Raw genomic sequence first — 18,988 nt, 5'->3', positions numbered from 1 at the left:
CGCCATGCTTCCTGATCCCAACACAGACAGCCTTGCCGACCTGCTCGAACGCGACCCCGGCCGTTTCGAGCCGACCACGGCCTTCCGGGTCGCCCAGGCCTCCGGAGAGCAGCTTGCCATCACGGCGCATGGCGGTGTCTCGCCGGCCGCCCTGCCGGTATCGGGCTTTCGCCGGAAAGAAGGTGAGGCGACGCTGCGCAGCGCCCTCGCCGGGCTCGCCGGACCGTTGGGTTCGCTGCCGCCAGCCTATAACGAACTCGTCATGCGCGAGGAACGCAACAAATCCTCCTCGCTCGCGGCCTTCCTGCAATTGTTCGGCGCCCGCATGGACGAACTGTTCGTCGATGCCTGCGAGAAATACCGGCTCGCCCGGCTGCTGCGCTGGGGAACCCGTGAAGGGCGCAACGGCTTCATCAAGACATTGCTGTCCCTCACCGGTTTCGGCACTGCGAGGCTGCGGGAGCGCAGCGGCACCGACGACGACGTGCTGCTGCGCTTCAGCGGCTTCTTTGCAGCGCGAACCCGCAATGCCAGCAATCTGAGAGCCATGCTGTGCGAAGTGAGCGGCCTGCCGGTCGAAATCGAGCTCTTCCAGGGCCGTTGGCTGAGCGTACCCGAACACGAGCAGAGCCGGATGACCCGGGCGGCCACGGTGCGCCTTGGCGTCGATGCCATGGCAGGCTCGGCCATCCGGGACCTCTCCAGCACCTTCCGCGTGGTGATCGGTCCTCTCGACTATCGAGACTATCTGTCTCTGGCGCCAGGGAGCCGCAATATCCAGGAACTCTTCGCGCTTACCCGCCTGTTCGTCGGTTGCGGGCTCGATTTCGACATCCAGGTCGTTCTCAAGAAGGAGCACGTTCCTTTCTGTCAGCTCGGCCAGGCGGGCGATCCACCACGCCTGGGCTGGAACAGCTGGGCACGCACCGCACCGGCGGCACGGGACAGCGACGATGCCGTCATTACCGAGCGCCAGGCGGTGCTTCAACCGGTCTCGTGAGGAGATGGCCATGCGGTTGGAACTCAAGCAGGTCGAGGCAAACGGAGCCGGGGCGGGCACGCCACCCTGGGTGCTGGAACGCGGGCGCCGGACGCTGGGACGATCGGTCGATTGCGACTGGCAAGTGCCTGACGCCGGCCGCACCGTCTCCAAGCTCCATTGCACCATCCTGCGCGATCGCGACGGCTATTTGCTGCGTGACGAAAGCGCCAATGGTACCCGCGTGGACGGCGTGCTGGTCCTGGAGGGCGAAACTGCTCGCCTCCGGCATCAAACGCGCCTCGAACTGGGGGGCCATGCCTTCGCGGTATCGGTCACCGGCGAGGCCGACCGCGACATCGTCGACCCCGATGCCGGCCTCGCCGTCAGTTCGGAGAACCTGACGATCACCGCCATCCTTGCCGATATCGCGCCGGGCGGGCAGACGGCGACCGGCGTGATGGGCGGGCGTCTTTCCGACGACTGGCCTTTGGAGCAGCCGAAAGCCTCCCAGCCCGCGGGACGCAAGCGCGAGGCCGCTCCCTCCTCGCGTCATGTCGAGATCGGCTGGAATGGGCCACCGGATCCCAGGGCGATCAAGGCGGTCCTGCCGGATGACTGGAACGAGGATTTCGACTACGGCAACCGCCTCGAACATGGCCGGGCCACTTTCGTGTCCATACCCATGGCCCGCGACCGCAGCAAGGATGGCAGCGGGGCGGCACCGGCAAGTAACGACGGAAGGCAGGTGGTCGTGCCCACTGAGCCGGACGAGGAGCCCGCCGATTTCCTGGCCGCCATGGCCGCTCCCTCTTCCTGGCTGCCGCGCTGCGACGGCCTGCTCGCCCAATGCGAAGAAGCGCTCGAGAAGGCCTTCGTCACCTTCGAGATCGGCGCCGAGGCCTTGGCACCAGCACCGGACGTCTTCGGCCTCACTCGAGAGGAAGCCCTGTTGGCACGGCTCGAAACCCTGCTGGCGCGCCAACAGGCACTCGCGGAGGCGCTCGGCACCTTGGTCCGCGAAGTCGGCCCCCAATTGGAGCCACGCATCGTCGAGGCGAGCATCGATGCCCGTGCCATGGGCCTGCCCTGGCGCCGCAATGGCGCCTATTGGCAAGCCTATCGCCAGCAATTCGAGGCCGACGGCCGGGATCTCTCCGTCCGCGACCTGTTCCGCAGGGCAATGCTGCGCTCCCTCGACCCGGCTAGGAACGAACCAGGCGGCAGCGAGCCGGCCAAGACTGGGCACGGCACTGCGCACAGCACGACAAGCAAGGACGACGAAGTCGCATGAGAAACGAAAACAGGGTCGCATGGAGCGAGGGAATGTTCCTTCGCGTGCAGCATTTCCAGCAGGCCGACCGCTGGACGGAGCGGCTCGTTCGAGCGACCACGCGTGAGCTTGCCGCCTACCCCTGGGGCATTGCCGAGATCGGCATCGATCGCGGTGCCCTGGCAATCGGGCAGTTCGCCTTGGCGAATCTGCGCGGCACCCTGCCCGACGGCACGCCGTTCGAAGCGCCCTTCGATACCGACCTGCCGCCGCCGCTCGAGCTCGACGAGGCCACCAAGAACGCCATCATCTATCTGGCGCTGCCAGCCCGCCGGCCTGGGCGCGCCGACATCGCCGTCAATGGCGCGGCTTCCTCGTCGGGGGTGCGTTTCGTCGCCTCGCACTACGAAGCGCCCGACGCCAATGTCGAGACCGACTTCATGGCGCCCATCGATGTCGGCCGGCTGAGCCTGCGTTATCTCAAGAGCGGCGACGACCTCGCCGGCTACGAACTGATCGGCCTTGCCCGCATCATCGAGGTGCGCTCGGACAAGGCCGTGCTGCTCGATCCCGACTACATCGCCCCGTGCCTGAATTGCGCAGCCGAAGCGCGGCTCAGCGAACTCATGGCCGAACTCCTCGGTATCGTGCGCCACCGCGCGGCGGCCATCGCCGAGCGCATCGGCGATCCTACCATCCGAGGCACGGCCGAAGTCGGCGATTATTTCCTGCTGCATATCCTGAACCGGGCCGATCCGCTGCTCAGCCACATCGCCGCCAATGCGACGCGGATCCATCCGATGACCTTCTACGAGCATTGCATCCAGCTCGCCGGGGAACTCGCCACCTTCACCATGGATTCCAAGCGCGCCAGCGAGTTCCCGCCCTATCGGCACGACGACCTCAAGGCGACCTTCGCCGCCGTGTTCGACGATCTCAGGACCTCGCTCTCGGCCGTGCTCGAACAGGCGGCCGTCGCCATCGAGCTCGCCGAACGCCGGCATGGCGTGCGCGTGGGCACCATCAACGACCGAACCCTGCTCAAGGATGCCGGTTTCGTGCTAGCCGTCAGGGCCGAGATGCCGGCCGAGGAGGTGCGCCGCCGCCTGCCGGCCCAGATCAAGGTCGGCCCGGTGGAGCGCATCGCCGAACTGGTCAACGTCGCCCTGCCCGGCATTCCCGTCCGGCCGCTGCCGGTGCTGCCGCGCCAGCTGCCCTATCGTTCGGGCACCATCTATTTCGAGCTCGATACTAAGAACCCGCTGTGGAAACAGCTCGATACGTCGGGCGCCATCGCCCTCCATCTCGCCGGCGACTTTCCGGGTCTTGAGATGGAGCTCTGGGCCCTGAGGGAGTGAAGGAGGCCAGCCGATGAACAAGGCAACGACAGCCCCCTGGCAGTCCCTGCCGACGGTGGTCGAGCTCACCGAGGACGGCGCCAGGAAGCAGCAGGTCGCCCGCAAGATGGCCGAGATGCTGGACGATGCGCCGCAGGATGCCGCGGGTCCGGCCGAACCATTGCGCTCGGGCGGCTGGTCGGCCGACACGCTGGTGCGCAATTTCCGCTTCGGCGGCGAGGAAGTCCCCACCATCGTGGCCTCGGCCGCACCCCTGCTCAATCTCGCCCATGCCTTGCGCCACACCGCGGACCAGCCCGACATAGAACAGTTGCGCCGCACCACTACCGAAGCGATCAACCGCTATGAGCGCGATCTCGCCGGCGCCCGCATCAGCCCGGAGCGGGCGCGCGCCGCTCACTATGTCGTCTGCGCCACCGTCGACGACGTGGTGCTCAGCAAGCCCTGGGGCGTGCGCGCCGGCTGGGCCCGCTCGGGCCTGGTCTCGACCTATCACATGGACGTCACCGGCGGTGACAAGGTCTTCGACCTGCTCGACCATTTCCACCAGAGCCCGGGCGCCAACAAGGATCTGCTGCTGCTGATCTATCTCAGCCTGTCGCTCGCCTTCGAGGGCCGCACCCGCGTCTCCCCGCGCGGCGCCCTCGAACTCAGCCGCATCCGCGACAGCCTCTACAAGACGCTGCTCGGCCAATATGGCGCCTTCGAGCGGGAATTGTCGCCGCACTGGCGCGGCGTCATCGCCAGGCACAAGCCGTTGCGCACCGCGGCGGCGCTCTGGACGCTGCTCAGCATCCTCGCGCTGCTTTTCGGGCTCGGCTACCTCTTCTTCTCGCTGTCGCTCGACCGGGCCTCCGACGGCACTTTCACGCGCCTGGCCAACCTGCCGCCCAACGAGGCGCCCAGCATCTTCATCCCGCCGCCTCCCAAGGCGAAGGATCCTACCCCGGTCCAGGTCCAGGCCAAAGCGGAGATTCCCCCGGAACCTGTGGGTGTAACGCGCATCCGGCAATTCATGAACTTCCTGCAGCCGGAGGTCGACAAGAAGCTCGTGACCTTGTGGAACGACAATGGCCAGGTGCTGGTCCGCATCAACAATGCCGGCCTGTTCGATACGGGCAAGGCTGACGTCAAACCTGGTTTTCAGGACTTGATCGACAAGATCGGCGTCGCCCTAGCCGCTTCCCAATTCAGCGCAAGGGTGATTGGCTATACCGACAACCGGCCCTTCAACGGCAACCGGCGCATCCGCGACAATCAACAATTGTCGGAGGAGCGGGCCGACGCCGTCGGCAACATATTGAAGACCTACGCTCGCGACCGCATCACCACCGAAGGCCGGGGTGAAGCCGAACCGATCGCCTCCAACGATACCGACCCGGGACGCGCGCAGAACCGCCGCACGGAAATCCTGGTGATCGGCAAGCCTGAGGACGGCTATACCGGCTCGCCTCTCGTGATGAGCCTGCCGGTTGTCGATCGCAGCATCATACGGCCGGGAGGCGCCACGCCATGAACCCGCTCAGCTATTATTATACGATCCGCTCCTATGTCGAAGCCTATGGCACGCTGCTCGGCCAGCGCTTCCTGCCCATCGTCTGGATCGCGGCGCTCTGCCTGATCATCTGGTTCTACGGCCACCTCATCGGCTATGGCGAATTCTATCCGCTTGCCAGCGCGACCAATCGGCTGATCGCCATCGGCATCGTGCTGGTTGCCGGCCTCGCCTATATCGGCATCAGCATCTACCGGGCCCGCAAGCGCGACAAGGCGCTGGTCGCCGACCTCGAAAAGAGTGCGGAGGCGGAAGCCGCCGCCAGCCAGCAGGCCGAGGTCAGCGAAATCCGCGACCGCCTGAAACAGGCCTTGGCACTGCTGCGCCGCGTCACCAAGAAACGCTTCGGCTATGTCTATGAACTGCCCTGGTATGTGATCTTCGGGGCGCCCGGCTCGGGCAAGACCACCGCCCTCACCCATTCGGGCCTGAAGTTCCCGCTGGGCGATGCGCTCGGCGCCAATTCCGTGCAGGGCATCGGCGGCACGCGCAGTTGCAACTGGTGGTTCACCGACGAGGCCATCCTGATCGATACGGCCGGCCGCTACACCACCCAGGACGATCTCAACGGCAGTTCCAAGGCCGGCTGGGAAGGCTTCCTGACCCTTCTGAAGAAGCACCGCCGCTCGCAGCCGGTGAATGGCGCCCTGGTCACCTTGTCGATCGCCGACATCCTGACCCGCGAGCCCACCGCCCGGCTGGAAGAGGTGCGCGCCATTCGCCAGCGCCTGTCGGAGCTCGACGAATACCTGCAGGCCCGCGTCCCCGTCTATCTCGTGCTGACGAAATCGGACCTGCTCACCGGCTTCGTGGAATTCTTCGACGGGTTCAATGCCAGCGACCGCGAACAGGTCTGGGGCACTACCTTCGGTCTGGACGAGAGCTACAAGGCCGACGATCTGCCCGAGCGTTTCCTGGAGGAATTCAGCCTGCTCCAGCAACGTGTCGACGCCATGCTGATCGAGCGCCTGCAGCAGGAACCCGACAGCGAGATACGTGGACGCATTTTCCGTTTCCCCGCCGAGCTCGCTGCCCTCAAGGAGCGCCTGCACGAGGTGCTGGTGGAACTTTGCGCAGGATCGAAGCTGGTCGAATCCCCGCTGCTGCGCGGCATCTATTTCGCCTCTGGAACGCAGGCGGAGGTGCCCGGCGCGGCCGGTGCTCCACGCATGCGCCGCAGCTATTTCCTGCCGCGCCTGTTCAAGGAAGTCATCTTCGGAGAGGCGGCGCTCGTGGCGCGCGACAAGCGGCTGACCCGCCGCCAGCTGATGCTGCGCCGTATCGCCTATGGTGTCTCGGCCGTGGTGCTCGGCGTGGTCTTCTCGAGCTGGATCGCGACCTATTTCCAGAATTCCCGCGCCCTGGCGCAGGCCGACGAACGTATCAGCTCCTATGAGAAGCTGGTGCAGGGCATCCCGGTACGCGACGTCAACGACACCGATTTCCTGCGCATTCTCCCGGCGCTGAACGATATCAGAGGCGTGACCGATGGCTTCTCGGGGTCAGATACGTGGCAGGTCGGCTTCGGGCTGGACCAGAGCGACAAGATCGCCGGCCGGCAGCGCGAGGCCTATCAGCGCGCCCTCAATTCGCTGCTGCTGCCGCGCCTGATGGTGCAGTTGCAAAAGCAATTGGGCGACACCTCCAATGTCCGCCAGACCTTCGATGCCCTCAAGCTCTACGGCATGCTCGGCGGGTTGGGCCAGATCGATGCCAAATTCGCCTCGCAGGAGGCCGAGCAGATCTTCGACTCCCTCTATCCCGGTGAGGGAAGGGTGGCCGCCCGCCGCGAACTTCTCCAGCATGTCGAGCAGTTGGTGGCGAGGAGACTGCCGCCGATCGACATCGACCAGACCCTGGTCGCCAAGGCCCGGCAGGCAATCAGCGGGCAGAGCCTGGCGGCACGGGCCTATGACATCCTGGAGGAGAATCGGCAGGTGCGCGCATTGGCACCCTGGGTGCCCGCCGATGCGCTCGGCCCGCTCGGCGAACGGGTGTTCCAGCGCCAATCCAAGGCTGCGCTGCGCGAAGGCATTCCCGGCCTGTTCACCGGCGAAGGCTATCGCTCCGTCGTTTTGCCGGAGGTCGCCGAAGCCGCGCGCCAGGCGCTGGACGAACACTGGGTTCGCGGCGAGCCGCCCAGCGGCGGCATGACGGTGGACAGCCTGTCCCTGGCTGCGCTGCAGCTCTATTTCGACCAGTATGAGAAACGCTGGGCGAGCCTCCTGGCCGATCTGAACATCAAACCGTTCCAGTCACTGGCCGATGCCGCCGATACGCTTCGCGTCCTCTCCAGCGAGCCAGGCCCGATCGAATCCCTGGCCCGTTCCATCGCCAATGCCGCCGACCTCAGGCCCCAGGCGAGCGCCTCCGTGGCGCTGGCCCAGCAGGGTAGCCAGAGCACTGCCTTGAACAGCAGCACGATCAGCGTCCCCGATCCCTATGGCCGCCTGCGCGAAGCACTGGAAACCCCCAAGCAGAGCGAAACCAGCAGCTCGGAGAAGCCACGTTCGCAGATCCAGGCCCTGAAACCCCTGCTCGGAGCCATGTATACCCAGCTCTCGCGGGCTGCAGGATCGACACAGCCGGTGAACAAGATCTTCAACACCGACAGCCAGCTTGCCGCCGCCGTGCAATCCCTGGCGGAAGAGAGCCGACGCTTGCCGCCCCCGATCGACGATCTGGTGGCAGGCCTGGTCGGGGATGTCGGCGCATTGGCGTCCAAGACCGCCCGCAACGAGGCAGCCGACAAATGGGCTGGTGATGGCGCCAGGCTTTGCTCTACCATCATGGCTGGACGCTATCCCTTCGATCGGTCTGCCAGGGAAGACATGGCACTGACGGATTTTGCCCGACTGTTCGGTCCCAAGGGGCTTTTCCCGAGCTTCTTCCAGAACGAACTGCAGGCTTTCGTCGACACCTCGGCCAGTCCCTGGCGCTGGAAGGGCGCTCCCGGGGCGGAGGGGATGGCAAGCGAGGCACTGGCCCAGTTCGAAAATGCCGACGAGATCCGCAAGGCCTTCTTCCCGAATGACGGCGAGATGCCATCGATCCGCATTACCATGACCGGCCTGTCTCTCAACGATGCGACCGACATGGCCGTCCTCACGACGGCCGGCGAGGGCGTCCGTCTGTTCAAGAGCAACGCCCAGGCCAAGACATTCGAATGGCCGTCGAAGGACACCAAGGCCGAATCCTGGGTGTACATGCCTCCCGGTGACTTCAACCGGAAGATCCAGGTAACCGGCGAATGGGCGACCTTCCGGCTGCTCGACAAGGCCGTGATCACCGCTGAAGGAACCGACCTGTTCAAGGCCCGCTTCAGTCAGGACGGCAGGAGCGCCGAGTTCAGGGTGCAGTTCGGCGGTACGCTCAATCCCTACCGCCTAAAGGCGCTGGCGGATTTCCGCTGCCCTTCGCAATTCTGAGGGCGGGTGATGAGTCAGCGCGGCGCTTCTCACCCTCCCTCGTCCGAGAATGACGGCATCGGCTTTTTCGGCAAGGTGCCGAGCCATGGCGATTTCGTCTCGACCGGTCTCGGTCGCCAGGCCGAGACCGAACTCGTCAACTGGCTGCAATCGGGCCTACAGGAAAGCGAGCAGACGCTCGGCGCCCAATGGGAAAACCTGTTTCATGCCTCCCCGCCCTGGCGTTTCGTGATCGAGCGATCCTTGTGGGGGCACGCCACCATGGTGGGCATCCTGCTGCCGAGCAAGGACAGGGTCGGTCGCAGTTTCCCGTTGGTGATCGCGGCCCGGCTTGGCAATTATGACGGTCCGGCACGCCTTTTCTGCTTCGACGAGAGCTGGTTCACCGCCGCCGAAGCGATTGCCGAGACGTCGACACTGCGCGATTTCAACATCACGGCCTTTCTGGGCGGGCTGAAGCGCCTGCGCCTCCCCCAGGCCCGGCCGGTGCCGCCACCACCACCCGGCTCTGCCGATAGCCGCGTCTCACTGTGGTGGACCGTTGAAAGCGGCACCGGACGGGCCAGCGGCTTCAAGACTCAAGGGGCACCACGCGCCGGCGATTTCGTACGCCTGCTGAAAGGCGGCAACCCCACCGTCAAGCCGCCCTCTCGTCCGCCCTCACCGCCTCCGCCGGCCGAGAGAACCGAAACGACGGCCCCGCCCATGGCTGCAACTCCGTTGCCGGCACTGGTGATGGAGCGCGGCTATGCCACGCATGCCGGCACGCGCCTGTCGATCAATGCCGACGCCTTGCTGGTCTCCGATAATCCGCGCCTTTTCGCGGTTGCCGATGGCGTCGGCGATGGCAATGGCGCAGCGGAGGCTGCCAAGATCGTCACCAACACGCTGGCCTATGTCTCGCCGGCCGATACGCTCGAAACCCTTGTGCAGGATGTGAAGGGCAAGCTCGGGCGTGCGCATAGCCTGGTGCAGTCGATTCGCTTCCCGGGCGCGTTGGAGCCTCCAAGCGCCAGCGTCGTCACCCTCGCCCTCGAGAACGGGGACTTCGCCGTGATCTGGGCCGGCAATGCCCGCTGCTATCTGATGCGCGAGGGCATGATGCGCTGCCTGACGCGCGACCATGTCGAGATCGGTCTGCGTTTCGCGCTCGCGCGCAGCATCGGCGCGCCCCGCCAACTGGTGCCCGAGATCGTGCACGACAGGGCCCAGCCGGGCGATCGCTTTCTGCTCTGCAGTGCGGCGCTCGCGCGTGTCCTCGACGAGCGCAGCATCGCCGCCAACATCGCCGAGCAGCCGGTGAAGGAGGCCGCCGCCGCCCTGATTCAGGAGGCCCTGATCGCCAATGTGCGGGAGAATGTCAGCGCCATCGTCGTGGCTGTCCAGGCGACATGAGCAGCGAACTGCCGCTGGATGACCTGGAGGCGATCGCCACCCGCTTTGCTGCGTTGTGGCAGGCCCTCAGCCGGAGCGGCGCCGAACCACGCACGCCCGCTGAAACCCGTCTGCTGGCCGATCGCGTGCGCGATGCGCTTGATCGGCGCCTCGACAGGCTGGATGCGGTGGAGCCAGGTTTCATCGCCAACAGCTTCGCCCTGGAAGCAATGGTCCATGAGGGCGCTCTCACGCAGATCCATCGCCTGCGCCATCGCGATCTCGGCACCCGCCACGCCCTCAAGACGCTGCGGCCCGACCAGGCCGACAATGTCGTCGCCCGCGACCTCCTGCTGCGCGAGGCCGGCTTCGGCGCCAGACTGCGCCACCGCCACGTCGCCGCCGCCACTGCCGCTTTGCGGCTCGCCGACGGCCGGCCGGCGCTGCTGATGGACTGGCTGCCCTCCAGCCTCTCGGAGCGGATGCGAAAAGCCTCGTTCCGCCGTGACGAGGTGGCCGGGATCGCCACAGCCCTGTTGTCGGGGTTGGAGGCGGTGCATGCAGCCGGCCTGGTGCATGCCGATCTTGCGCCGGACAACCTGCTCTATGACGGCGAGGATCTCGCCACGCTGCGTATCGCCGATTTCGGCATCGCGCTGGAAGCGGGGCGGCGCCATGGCGATGTCGACCTGGCGAAGGCCGGCCGCGACGGCTTCAGCGCCCCCGAACAGCAGGCGGGCGAGCCCCTCGACGGCCGGGCAGACCTCTATGCCTGCGGGCGGATCCTGCAGATGCTGCTGGAAGACCGTGCCGATCCACCCCAGGCCGAAGAGCCCTTGCGAAAACTTGCCGGGCAACTCGCCTGTCCCGATCGGGACGAAAGGCCGTCATCGGCAGGCATCGCCCTGGCGATGCTGCACGGCACCCAAAGAGCCTCCTGAGGCCTGCCTGCGTCAGCGGGACGGCAGGTTCACGGACACACCCGGCGCGGGAGGCGGGCTGGACGGGATTCCTCCGGTCGGCTGCGGGGCCGCCGCCGTCGGCACGCTCTTCTGGAACACGGTGAAGAGCTTGGCGAAATCGACCATGCCGGCATTGCTGGCGAACAGCATGTCGCCGCTCTCCATCTGGACCTGCTGCATCATCAGGAGGCTGGAAGCGTCCCTCATATTGATGCGGAAGATCACGGCACGCGGCGGTGGCGGCGAGGCCATGGCTTCCGGGCAATTGCTGCGCGGCGGCATGGTACCGCTGCCATAAGGCGAGGGCCGAACCAGCACGCAATCCTTGGTCGTCCAGTAATAGGCACGCTTGCGGAACAGATAGACGTAGCGCGAATCGGCCCGGTCATCGAGCAGACCGCCGCTGCGTGCGATGGCCTGCGCCAAGGTCAACTGGCCCGGTTCGAAATTGAACTCGCCGGCGCTTTTGAACGCTCCCATCGCGGTGAAGCTCGGCGTATTGCCACCCAGGATGACCTGGTCGCCCGGCTGCAGGTAGATATTCTGCTTAGGATCGGCCATTACCTGGTCGAGGCTCTGGTCGGCGCGCTGATTGCCGCGAATCACCGTCACCGTCGTCGCGTTGGCGGGCCCGGTCGCCCCGCCGGCCCTCGCCACCACATCGAGGACGCGTTCCTTGCCTGAAGCCATCGGCATGCGGCCGGCGGCCCGCACCGCACCGGAAATGGCCACGGCACTGTTCGGACGATCGACGATGGTCACCACCGCCTGGGGATTGACGGAAGAGCCCTTGAGGCTGCCGACGATGCGCTTCTGCACCGATTCCGGCGAGGAGCCCGCCACACGCTGCTTGCCGACGAAAGGAATGTCGATCGAGCCGTTGTCGTCGACGGTAAAGCGGCCGAGATCCAGCGTCTTGCTATTCGTCGGCGAGAACAGACCGTCCTCGCCGGTATCGAGGACGGTGATCTGCAGGACGTCGCCGCGGCTGATCTGCGTGCCGGTAAATCCGGCCGAACGCAACGTCGACAGACCGGGCGTTGCCGCAAAGGATGAGGCACCGGCGCCCGGAGCCAGGGCCGTCTGCGCGGCATAGGTGATGTCGATGACCGGAACGCGCTCATTCGTATAAGGCTGGCGCGCATTCAGGAAACTTCCGGCACTCGGGCCGTCGGAAGGGCTGGAGCAGCCACCCAGCAGGACAAGCAGGCCTACGCCCAGCAGCTTCCGCATTCCCAATCCTCATAACGAATCGTTAATCGCACAGATATCCAAATGCCACATTAAAGACAATATCTCTACGCCGGAGACGGAATAACGACAAAGCTTAAACAAGCGGCAATCTATTCGGCACCGAGCCATTGTCATAAAGTTGTTACACTGTATTCAGTTACCCATGTAACAGCCGAGGAGCGTTGAGGCACCCGCTCCGCCATACTTCACGAGACAATAGCTATGCGCTTGCCGAAGACGGTATCATCATGACTTTCAACAAGAAAGACATCGCGATGCTGCTTCGCGTACCAGTACGACGGCTTGGACAGGCGGTTGCGCATGCGCCAACGCCACGATGAGCGGCGTCTATGGCTTAGTAATCAAGGATTGGATCTCGGGAAAATCGACTGGTCGGAGTGGCAGGATTTGAACCTGCGACCCCTACGTCCCGAACGTAGTGCTCTACCAGGCTGAGCCACACTCCGTATTCCAGTCGTGGGCGGCTCTATAGCGGGATCATCGGCGAGCCGCAAGCATGATATGCGCTTTTTTGGTAATGAATTTCGCAGCGCTTTTTTGTAGCCATATCTTGCGGCCTGGGAGCGAACCGTTTATTGAGCCGCACCGATTGGGGCGTAGCCAAGTGGTAAGGCAGCGGATTTTGATTCCGCCATTCGGAGGTTCGAACCCTCCCGCCCCAGCCAGATTCTCGATGCCCGACCGGACTTCCATGCCTCCCGCGGGACCAGTGCCCGCCCTGTCGAAGATTTGCGCTCCTATGCTGGGCACAACGCCTTGCGGCCGCCCTTTTGTTTGCGCAGCATGATGCAGCAAATCAATGCGATGGAGGCAAATGTGCGCGTGACGATGGCAGCATTCCTGGCAGGCGCCCTTTGTCTAGGCAGCCTCCCGATTCCACGGGCGCTGGCGACCGAGAAGCCCCCCGCCGACAAGACGGCGCCGGCCAAGCCGGAGGACGCCGCGCCTGCAGCGGTCAAGCCCCCGGCACCCGCCAAGCCGCATGTGCCCGTCAGCCAGGCAGTCGACTATGGCGACATGCGCTGCGGTTTCGCCGTGCGCCGCCGCGATATCCTCGACAGCCAGATCATCGCCTGGGCCGGCGGTTATATCGAAGGCTATGCCAAGGCCAATCCCGGGCACTTCGGCAGCGAACGCTCCCTTGCCGACCTTACGGATCCGGTCGCCCTGCGCACCCATCTGCGCGGCTATTGCCTGAAGCACCGCGACAAGTCGCTCGAGACTGCCGTGCTCGCCATGGTGCCTCGCCCGCATGGCGACAGCAAGCCCGCCACGCCGCCGCAGCACCCTGCCCCCAAATAAGCGTTTCAGCCCCGGATGAAACGCTCGACATAGTCGGCGCCCAGGCCGTTGGCGGCATAGTGGGCCCGACACATGTCGATCTTGGAGAAGACGTCCTCGAACCCCGTCACCTTGCCCCAGGGATCGACATAGATCATGGCGCCGGTGATGTGGAACAGGGTGATCATCTCCTCGCAATCCTCCGGCACCACGAGGGTATGAGTCTCGCCAGGCGGCTCGAACACATAGGAGCCGGTCTCGGCCACCCAATCATGCTCGAGATAGTGCCAGCGCCCCTTCAGGACATGGCCGTGCACCGGCGCCGGATGGCGATGGCGCGAGAGCACGCCGGATTTGCGCACGCGCAGCAGGTTGACCCAATAGCCCTGCCCGGCATGCAGGCAGAGCGGGCGGAACCAGACATTCTCCATCTGCGGCACCCAGACACGCTCGTCATGGGGCAGCACATGCGGCACCACGATCTCGGGGGCCGCCTCCGCGGGCATCGGCAGTTGATAGGGCATCCGGCTCTGGTCGAGCTTGCGGTCGGGCACGGTCATGGCTTCATCCAATCAGATAGCCGCCGTCGACGGGCAGGATCGTACCCGTGACGAAAGCGGCAGCGGGGGAACACAGGAATAGCACGGGCCCGACCAGATCCGCCGGCACGCCCCAGCGCCCAAGCGGGGTACGCGCCAGGATCGGGCCGCTGCGGGCGGGATCCTCCACCAGCGCCCTTGTGAGCGGCGTCTCGATCCAACCGGGAGCGATCGCGTTGACGCGGATGCGTTCGCCCGCCCAGGCGATGGCCAGCGATTTGGTGAGCTGGGCGATGCCGCCCTTGCTCGCGCTGTAGGCCGGCACCAGGCCGCCGCCGAAGAAAGACAGCATGGAGGCGAGATTGACCACGGCACCCGCGCCCGAAGCCGCCAGGGCGCTGCGACAGGCGGCGCAAAGGCGCATCGTGCCGTTGAGATTGATGTCGATCACCTCTTCGAAGATCTCCGGCTCATGCTCGGCACCGCGCCGGATGATGCCGGCGGCATTCACCAGCACGTCGAGACGCTGATAACGCCCGGCCAGCGCGGCGACGGCCGCACCATCCCTGACGTCGAGCTCCACCGTCTCGACGCCGGCAGGCGCGGCCGCTCCGGGCAGGCCTGCGGCCACGACGGAAGCGCCGGCTTCGGCAAATCCTGCCGCGATCGCGGCTCCGATGCCGCTGGTGCCGCCGCTGACCAGCACCAGCCTGCCCTTGAAATCGAATTGCATGATCCATTCACCATAGTGCGCCGGCTCAGGCAGAACCTGTCAATGATCTGACAATACCCCCTGCCCGGCGTCAATCCGGGTGCGACCATGGGAAACGGGACAAGGACTGCGTCGGTTCCTTGACGCGCCGGACGGCACGGTCCCGCATGATGCTTGACACCTTCGCTCTTCTTGAATTTACTCAACGGCAATGAATAAAGAGCGGCGTGGCGACTATGCGCTCGCCCAGAAAGTGGGAGCAAACAAGCGTTCACACCCGAACGTGTCTTGCTCCAGGCGGTAAGGGGGAGGAAGCCATGGCGCCCGCGTCGATGGCGGAACGCGGATTGACCTCCGCGCGCATCCGTCACTACCACCATCGTGTCGTGCTGCAGCGCCTGCGACGCCTGCGCGAAGCCTCCAAGGCCGACCTTGCCCGCGCCGCCAACCTGACCAACACCGCCATCGGCGAGATCGTCTCCGACCTGCAGGCCTTCGGGCTGATCTCCGTTGTCGGCAAACGCTATCACGGCCAGCGCGGGCAGCCGGCGACGCTGCTGCGCCTGGAGCCGACGGGGGCCTATGGCATCGGCGTGCGGATCGACCGCAACCGCATCGAGACCGCCCTGGTCGATCTCGGCGGTCATCTCATCGACAAGCGTTCGCATGACTATCCCCTGCCGGCTCCGCAGGAGGCCCTGGCCGTGGTCGCGGCCGACGTCGCCGATCTCAAGGCCATCGCCGACGGCCTGTCCCCCGGACGCGTGCTCGGCATCGGCCTGGCGCAGCCCTACAATCTCGGAGCCTGGCTCGATCGGCTCAATTTGGAGATCGACACGCTGTCGCTGTGGGAAGGCTATGACTTCGCCGCCGCGCTGCAGAGCCTGACCGGCCTCGACGTCCATGCCGAGAATGACGGCACCGCCGCCGCCATCGCCGAGCTCTTTTACGGCTTTGGCCGGGAATCGGACGATTTCGTCTATTTCTTCATCGGTCCGGCGATCGGCGGCGGCGTGGTGCTGGGCGGCGACTATCGCCGCGGCGCCCAGGGCAATGCCGGCGACGTCGCCATGCTGCCGGTGCCGCCCTCCCGCCTGGCCTCGGTGCCTCCGCCCAAGGGCCCCTATGACATTCTGCTGGCGCGGGCCTCCATTGCCGCCCTGATGCGCCATCTCGGCTGGCATGGCCGCAAGATCGTCGGCCCGCACGATCTGCCGGCAGCCATCGCCGCCAATCCGGCGGCCCTGGAAGAATGGATCGCCGATTGCGTCGACGCCCTGGTCGGGCCGGTCCTGTCGGCACAGGCTCTGCTCGACGTTCCCAATGTGGTCATTGACGGCGACCTCGGGGCGCCGATCATGCAGGAGATCGTCTCGCGACTAGAAACCGCGCTGGCCGCGGCCATTCCCGAGGCACGCAGCGCACCGGTGCTGCGGCTGGGCACCTTCGGCTCGATCGCCCATGCCCTGGGTGCCGCCAGCCTGCCGCTGTTCATCGACTTCGCGCCGCGGGCCACCTTGTCGGCCAGCGCCCGCCCCATCGCGTCGCTGGGAGAGACACGCCTGGCCTGATTCCTCCTCAAAGGCGGATCAGCGCTTTTCTTCTTCCTTCAGCCAATCGAGGCGGATGAGGCCGTTGCCTTCCTTGGCAAAGAGCGGAGCCAGATAGTCGCCCACCGCCCGCAGTTCCTCGTCCAGCTTCCAGGGCGGGTTGAGGATGATCATGCCGCAGCCATTCAGGCGGTCGATGCGCTGCACGGTGTAGCGGCTGAGTTCGAAGCGCAGGATGCGACCGGCGGGCAATGCCGCCACCTTGCGGGCGAAGCTCTCGACCTCGCGCATGCCCTTGATCGGATACCAGATGGCATAGATGCCGGTGGCCCAGCGTCGCAACGCCTGCGCCAGACCCTCGGCGATGGCGCGAAACTCGTTGTCCTCCTCGAAAGGCGGGTCGATGAAGACGAGGCCCCGCCGCTCGGGCGGCGGCAGCAGGCCGGGCAGCAAGGCCCAGGCATCGCCCTCCGTCACCTTGGTCCGCTTGCCGCGGGCGAAATTGCCACGCAGGCGGCTGGCATCCTCGGGATGCTTTTCGCAGAAGACCAGGCGGTCCTGGTCGCGCGTCAGGTCGGCGGCGAGCCAGGGCGAGCCGGGATAGAGCGGCGGGGACTGGGCCATCAGCCCCTGGCAGAGATCGTGCCAGGGTGCGATCAGTTCGGCGACCCGCACCGATGGCGGATTTGCCGCCATCAGGCCGACGCCATCCCGCCATTCGCCGGTGCGGCGGGCTTCTTCGGCTTCCAGACTGTAGAGCCCGGTGCCGGCATGGGTGTCGATCACGCGGAACGGCGCTTCCTTGGCCTTGAGATGGGTCAGGATGCGCGCCAGCACGATATGCTTGAGGACGTCGGCAAAGTTGCCGGCGTGGAAGGCATGGCGATAGTTCATGATGCGTGTTGCGGAGCCTTCGATTTCGCTTTCCTGCTGATATAACCCTCCCAGATCGCCACGACGAGCACGATCAGGGTGGTGATGCCGCTGATCATCAAAAGATCGGTCATGAAGGCGAAAGGCGCGGTGATGGCGAGCGCCAGCAGGCCGACGACATGGGTGATCGGCACGCCGCCATAGATCAGGCGCTTGTAGAGCGCATTGCCGAGCAGATAGATCGCCGGCCCGCCGAAAATCACCGCCATGCCACCGAAATCGACGTGATGGGCGGGGTGGGCGATCGACAAATCGTTGCCGACGGCCGTGACGATGACGCCGGCGATCAGGACGACATGCAGATAATGCGTATAGGCGGCGATCTGTCCGGGCCTGTCGGATTCGACGATCGCCTCGGTCGCATCCTTGGTGGAGATGTCGAAATAAACCCACCACATGGCGATCGAGCCGAGGAAGGCGACGAAGAAGGCGATCAGGCTGGGGGCATCCCAGGCCGCCGACTTGGCCAGGGTGGCTCCGGTGACCAGGACAGATTCGCCCAGCGCGACGATGACGAAGAGCGCACAGCGCTCGACGATATGGCCGCCTTCCACCGTCCATTCCTTGCCGGGATCGGAGCGGCCGAGCCCCGGCAGCCAGAAGCCGAACCAGGGGGCGAAATATTCGCAGGCCACCGCGACGATCCACAAGACGATGCGGGTTTCACCCTCGGCCAGGCCGCCGGCGATCCAGATGCAGGCCGCGATCAGGTTCCAGCCGATCATGCGCTGGAAATTGCGGGAGATCGGCGTACCTGCACCCAGGCTGAACAAGGCGAAGGCCGTGCGCCCGACCTGGATGGCCGCAAAGCAGATCGCAAAGATCAGCCCGCGTTCCCCGAAGGCCTCCGGCAAGGCGGCTGCCATCACGAGCCCGAGCGCCATCAAGGCGAACAGGCAGATACGGACCGGCGTCTTCTCCGGATCGAACCAGTTGGTGAACCAGCAGGTATATTGCCAGGCCAGCCAGACGGCGAACCACAGGACCAGGGTCTGCAGCGCCCCGCCCCAGGAAAGATGCTCCAGAAGCGAGTGGGAAAGCTGCGTCACCGTGAAGACGTAGACGAGATCGAAGAAGAGTTCCGCATAGGAAACGCGAGCCTCATGACCATCGCGCTCACGTAGAAAACTGGTGGTGCCGCCCTGCTCTGCTGCCATTGTACCTGTCACCTCCGCCCAGCCCATATCGCCGGGAAGCCACTGGAGTGGCAAGAGGGGAAATCGCAGCCGGGCGGCATGGCAGGCAGAAGTCCACGGCTTAGGTCGCCCGCACGTCGGCATCCGCAGCGGAGACGATCGAGGTAGGCCATGACATGACTGGACCGGCAGGGTCATGTCGAGACGGCACGCCCGGCAATTCGGCACGACGAGACGATCCTCCCCACCCGCAAGCGGAGAGAAGACGAGGCCGATGTACCGTCCTAAAAGCGGCGTTCAAATCCGGATCACGTAGCTCTTGCGCGTCGTCTCCACCACTTCCCAGCTGCCGGCAAAACCCGGTTCCAGGATCATGGTGTCGCCAGGGCCCAGTTCGACCGGCGCCCCGCCATCCGGCGTGACGATGGAGCGGCCCTCGAGCAGGGTGCAGCTTTCCCATTCCTCGTAGACGATGCGCCAGCGCCCGGGCGTTGCCTCCCAGATGCCGCAGAAGGTCTTGCCATCGGCGCTCTCATAGCTGTTCCAGGTGCGGAAGGCCGGAGTGCCGGCTTCCAGCCGTTCGGGCTTGGGTGCGCCTGCCTCGGCCTCCCCTTCCCCCGCGCCTGCGAATTTGAGCCATAGAGCCATGTCGGT

Annotated in this window: 15 protein-coding genes and 2 tRNA genes; 10 read left to right on the top strand and 7 right to left on the bottom strand. The window is 65.5% G+C overall.

Annotated features, from left to right (window positions below; all coding sequences use genetic code 11):
* Window positions 1–4: 4 nt before the first annotated feature.
* Genes tssG through ACIGJE_RS11330 form a run of 7 tightly spaced genes read left to right on the top strand, consistent with a single transcriptional unit; the run spans window position 5 to window position 10,908 of the window.
* Complete coding sequence (gene tssG / locus ACIGJE_RS11360; protein WP_367624114.1) at window positions 5–1,000, top strand: type VI secretion system baseplate subunit TssG; 996 nt, start codon at window positions 5–7, stop codon at window positions 998–1,000.
* Window positions 1,001–1,010: 10 nt separating this feature from the next.
* Complete coding sequence (locus ACIGJE_RS11355; protein ID WP_367624115.1) at window positions 1,011–2,273, top strand: FHA domain-containing protein; 1,263 nt, start codon at window positions 1,011–1,013, stop codon at window positions 2,271–2,273.
* On the top strand, window positions 2,270–3,610 hold the full coding sequence (gene tssK, locus ACIGJE_RS11350) for a type VI secretion system baseplate subunit TssK (RefSeq protein WP_367624116.1): 1,341 nt from the start codon (window positions 2,270–2,272) through the stop codon (window positions 3,608–3,610). The genes ACIGJE_RS11355 and tssK overlap by 4 nt, the downstream gene beginning before the upstream one ends.
* Before the next feature lie 13 nt (window positions 3,611–3,623).
* Window positions 3,624–5,126 carry a type IVB secretion system protein IcmH/DotU gene (icmH, locus tag ACIGJE_RS11345; RefSeq protein ID WP_483680103.1) on the top strand — a complete coding sequence of 501 codons (1,503 nt, stop codon included), beginning with the start codon at window positions 3,624–3,626 and terminating at the stop codon, window positions 5,124–5,126.
* Window positions 5,123–8,593, top strand: a complete 3,471-nt coding sequence (tssM, locus tag ACIGJE_RS11340; protein WP_415086018.1) for a type VI secretion system membrane subunit TssM — start codon at window positions 5,123–5,125, stop codon at window positions 8,591–8,593. The genes icmH and tssM overlap by 4 nt, the downstream gene beginning before the upstream one ends.
* A gap of 9 nt (window positions 8,594–8,602) precedes the next feature.
* Complete coding sequence (gene tagF / locus ACIGJE_RS11335; RefSeq protein ID WP_483680101.1) at window positions 8,603–9,988, top strand: type VI secretion system-associated protein TagF; 1,386 nt, start codon at window positions 8,603–8,605, stop codon at window positions 9,986–9,988.
* Window positions 9,985–10,908, top strand: a complete 924-nt coding sequence (locus ACIGJE_RS11330) for a protein kinase domain-containing protein (RefSeq protein ID WP_483680100.1) — start codon at window positions 9,985–9,987, stop codon at window positions 10,906–10,908. The genes tagF and ACIGJE_RS11330 overlap by 4 nt, the downstream gene beginning before the upstream one ends.
* Window positions 10,909–10,920: 12 nt before the next feature.
* Here ACIGJE_RS11330 and ACIGJE_RS11325 read toward each other — a convergent pair whose 3' ends face one another.
* Together ACIGJE_RS11325 and ACIGJE_RS11320 are read right to left on the bottom strand one after the other, a co-directional pair.
* Window positions 10,921–12,162, bottom strand: coding sequence for a polysaccharide biosynthesis/export family protein (locus ACIGJE_RS11325; RefSeq protein WP_483680099.1), 1,242 nt, complete (start codon window positions 12,160–12,162; stop codon window positions 10,921–10,923).
* A 390-nt stretch (window positions 12,163–12,552) separates the two neighbouring features.
* Window positions 12,553–12,629 (bottom strand) — tRNA-Pro (locus ACIGJE_RS11320).
* 144 nt (window positions 12,630–12,773) lie between these two features.
* Between ACIGJE_RS11320 and ACIGJE_RS11315 the strand changes: the two genes are divergently transcribed.
* Together ACIGJE_RS11315 and ACIGJE_RS11310 are read left to right on the top strand one after the other, a co-directional pair.
* Window positions 12,774–12,848, top strand: a tRNA-Gln gene (locus ACIGJE_RS11315).
* 157 nt (window positions 12,849–13,005) lie between these two features.
* Window positions 13,006–13,485 (top strand): hypothetical protein, encoded by a 480-nt coding sequence (locus ACIGJE_RS11310; RefSeq protein WP_415086024.1) that lies wholly within the window; start codon window positions 13,006–13,008, stop codon window positions 13,483–13,485.
* 5 nt (window positions 13,486–13,490) lie between these two features.
* Here ACIGJE_RS11310 and ACIGJE_RS11305 read toward each other — a convergent pair whose 3' ends face one another.
* Complete coding sequence (locus tag ACIGJE_RS11305) at window positions 13,491–14,024, bottom strand: 2,4'-dihydroxyacetophenone dioxygenase family protein (RefSeq protein WP_415086026.1); 534 nt, start codon at window positions 14,022–14,024, stop codon at window positions 13,491–13,493.
* A gap of 4 nt (window positions 14,025–14,028) precedes the next feature.
* Complete coding sequence (locus ACIGJE_RS11300; protein WP_367624124.1) at window positions 14,029–14,736, bottom strand: SDR family oxidoreductase; 708 nt, start codon at window positions 14,734–14,736, stop codon at window positions 14,029–14,031.
* A 296-nt stretch (window positions 14,737–15,032) separates the two neighbouring features.
* Here ACIGJE_RS11300 and ACIGJE_RS11295 point away from each other — a divergent pair, with 296 nt between their 5' ends.
* Window positions 15,033–16,286, top strand: coding sequence for an ROK family protein (locus ACIGJE_RS11295; protein WP_311933475.1), 1,254 nt, complete (start codon window positions 15,033–15,035; stop codon window positions 16,284–16,286).
* A gap of 18 nt (window positions 16,287–16,304) precedes the next feature.
* On the opposite strand, the gene ACIGJE_RS11290 is transcribed toward ACIGJE_RS11295, so the two are convergent.
* From ACIGJE_RS11290 to ACIGJE_RS11280, 3 genes are all read right to left on the bottom strand, one after another.
* Complete coding sequence (locus tag ACIGJE_RS11290; protein WP_415086029.1) at window positions 16,305–17,159, bottom strand: 23S rRNA (adenine(2030)-N(6))-methyltransferase RlmJ; 855 nt, start codon at window positions 17,157–17,159, stop codon at window positions 16,305–16,307.
* The gene (locus ACIGJE_RS11285; RefSeq protein ID WP_415086031.1) at window positions 17,156–18,355 is read right to left on the bottom strand and encodes a low temperature requirement protein A; all 1,200 of its coding nucleotides are present in this window, start codon (window positions 18,353–18,355) and stop codon (window positions 17,156–17,158) included. The genes ACIGJE_RS11290 and ACIGJE_RS11285 overlap by 4 nt, the downstream gene beginning before the upstream one ends.
* A 276-nt stretch (window positions 18,356–18,631) precedes the next feature.
* The gene (locus tag ACIGJE_RS11280; protein WP_483680096.1) at window positions 18,632–18,982 is read right to left on the bottom strand and encodes a cupin domain-containing protein; all 351 of its coding nucleotides are present in this window, start codon (window positions 18,980–18,982) and stop codon (window positions 18,632–18,634) included.
* Between the last annotated feature and the right edge of the window lie 6 nt (window positions 18,983–18,988).

The organism is Labrys sp. E2SS-1L (assembly GCF_057073705.1).
Note: the sequence above shows the minus strand (reverse complement) of the source record. Positions and strands in the feature narration are given on the sequence as shown.

What these genes read in the sequence shown, in the direction of transcription:
- tssG (WP_367624114.1), top strand. Translation starts at nt 5, where the DNA reads ATGCTTCCTGATCCCAACACAGACAGCCTTGCCGACCTGCTCGAACGC.
- ACIGJE_RS11355 (WP_367624115.1), top strand. Translation starts at nt 1,011, where the DNA reads ATGCGGTTGGAACTCAAGCAGGTCGAGGCAAACGGAGCCGGGGCGGGC.
- tssK (WP_367624116.1), top strand. Translation starts at nt 2,270, where the DNA reads ATGAGAAACGAAAACAGGGTCGCATGGAGCGAGGGAATGTTCCTTCGC.
- icmH (WP_483680103.1), top strand. Translation starts at nt 3,624, where the DNA reads ATGAACAAGGCAACGACAGCCCCCTGGCAGTCCCTGCCGACGGTGGTC.
- tssM (WP_415086018.1), top strand. Translation starts at nt 5,123, where the DNA reads ATGAACCCGCTCAGCTATTATTATACGATCCGCTCCTATGTCGAAGCC.
- tagF (WP_483680101.1), top strand. Translation starts at nt 8,603, where the DNA reads ATGAGTCAGCGCGGCGCTTCTCACCCTCCCTCGTCCGAGAATGACGGC.
- ACIGJE_RS11330 (WP_483680100.1), top strand. Translation starts at nt 9,985, where the DNA reads ATGAGCAGCGAACTGCCGCTGGATGACCTGGAGGCGATCGCCACCCGC.
- ACIGJE_RS11325 (WP_483680099.1), bottom strand. Translation starts at nt 12,162, where the DNA reads ATGCGGAAGCTGCTGGGCGTAGGCCTGCTTGTCCTGCTGGGTGGCTGC.
- ACIGJE_RS11305 (WP_415086026.1), bottom strand. Translation starts at nt 14,024, where the DNA reads ATGACCGTGCCCGACCGCAAGCTCGACCAGAGCCGGATGCCCTATCAA.
- ACIGJE_RS11300 (WP_367624124.1), bottom strand. Translation starts at nt 14,736, where the DNA reads ATGCAATTCGATTTCAAGGGCAGGCTGGTGCTGGTCAGCGGCGGCACC.
- ACIGJE_RS11295 (WP_311933475.1), top strand. Translation starts at nt 15,033, where the DNA reads ATGGCGCCCGCGTCGATGGCGGAACGCGGATTGACCTCCGCGCGCATC.
- ACIGJE_RS11290 (WP_415086029.1), bottom strand. Translation starts at nt 17,159, where the DNA reads ATGAACTATCGCCATGCCTTCCACGCCGGCAACTTTGCCGACGTCCTC.
- ACIGJE_RS11285 (WP_415086031.1), bottom strand. Translation starts at nt 18,355, where the DNA reads ATGGCAGCAGAGCAGGGCGGCACCACCAGTTTTCTACGTGAGCGCGAT.
- ACIGJE_RS11280 (WP_483680096.1), bottom strand. Translation starts at nt 18,982, where the DNA reads ATGGCTCTATGGCTCAAATTCGCAGGCGCGGGGGAAGGGGAGGCCGAG.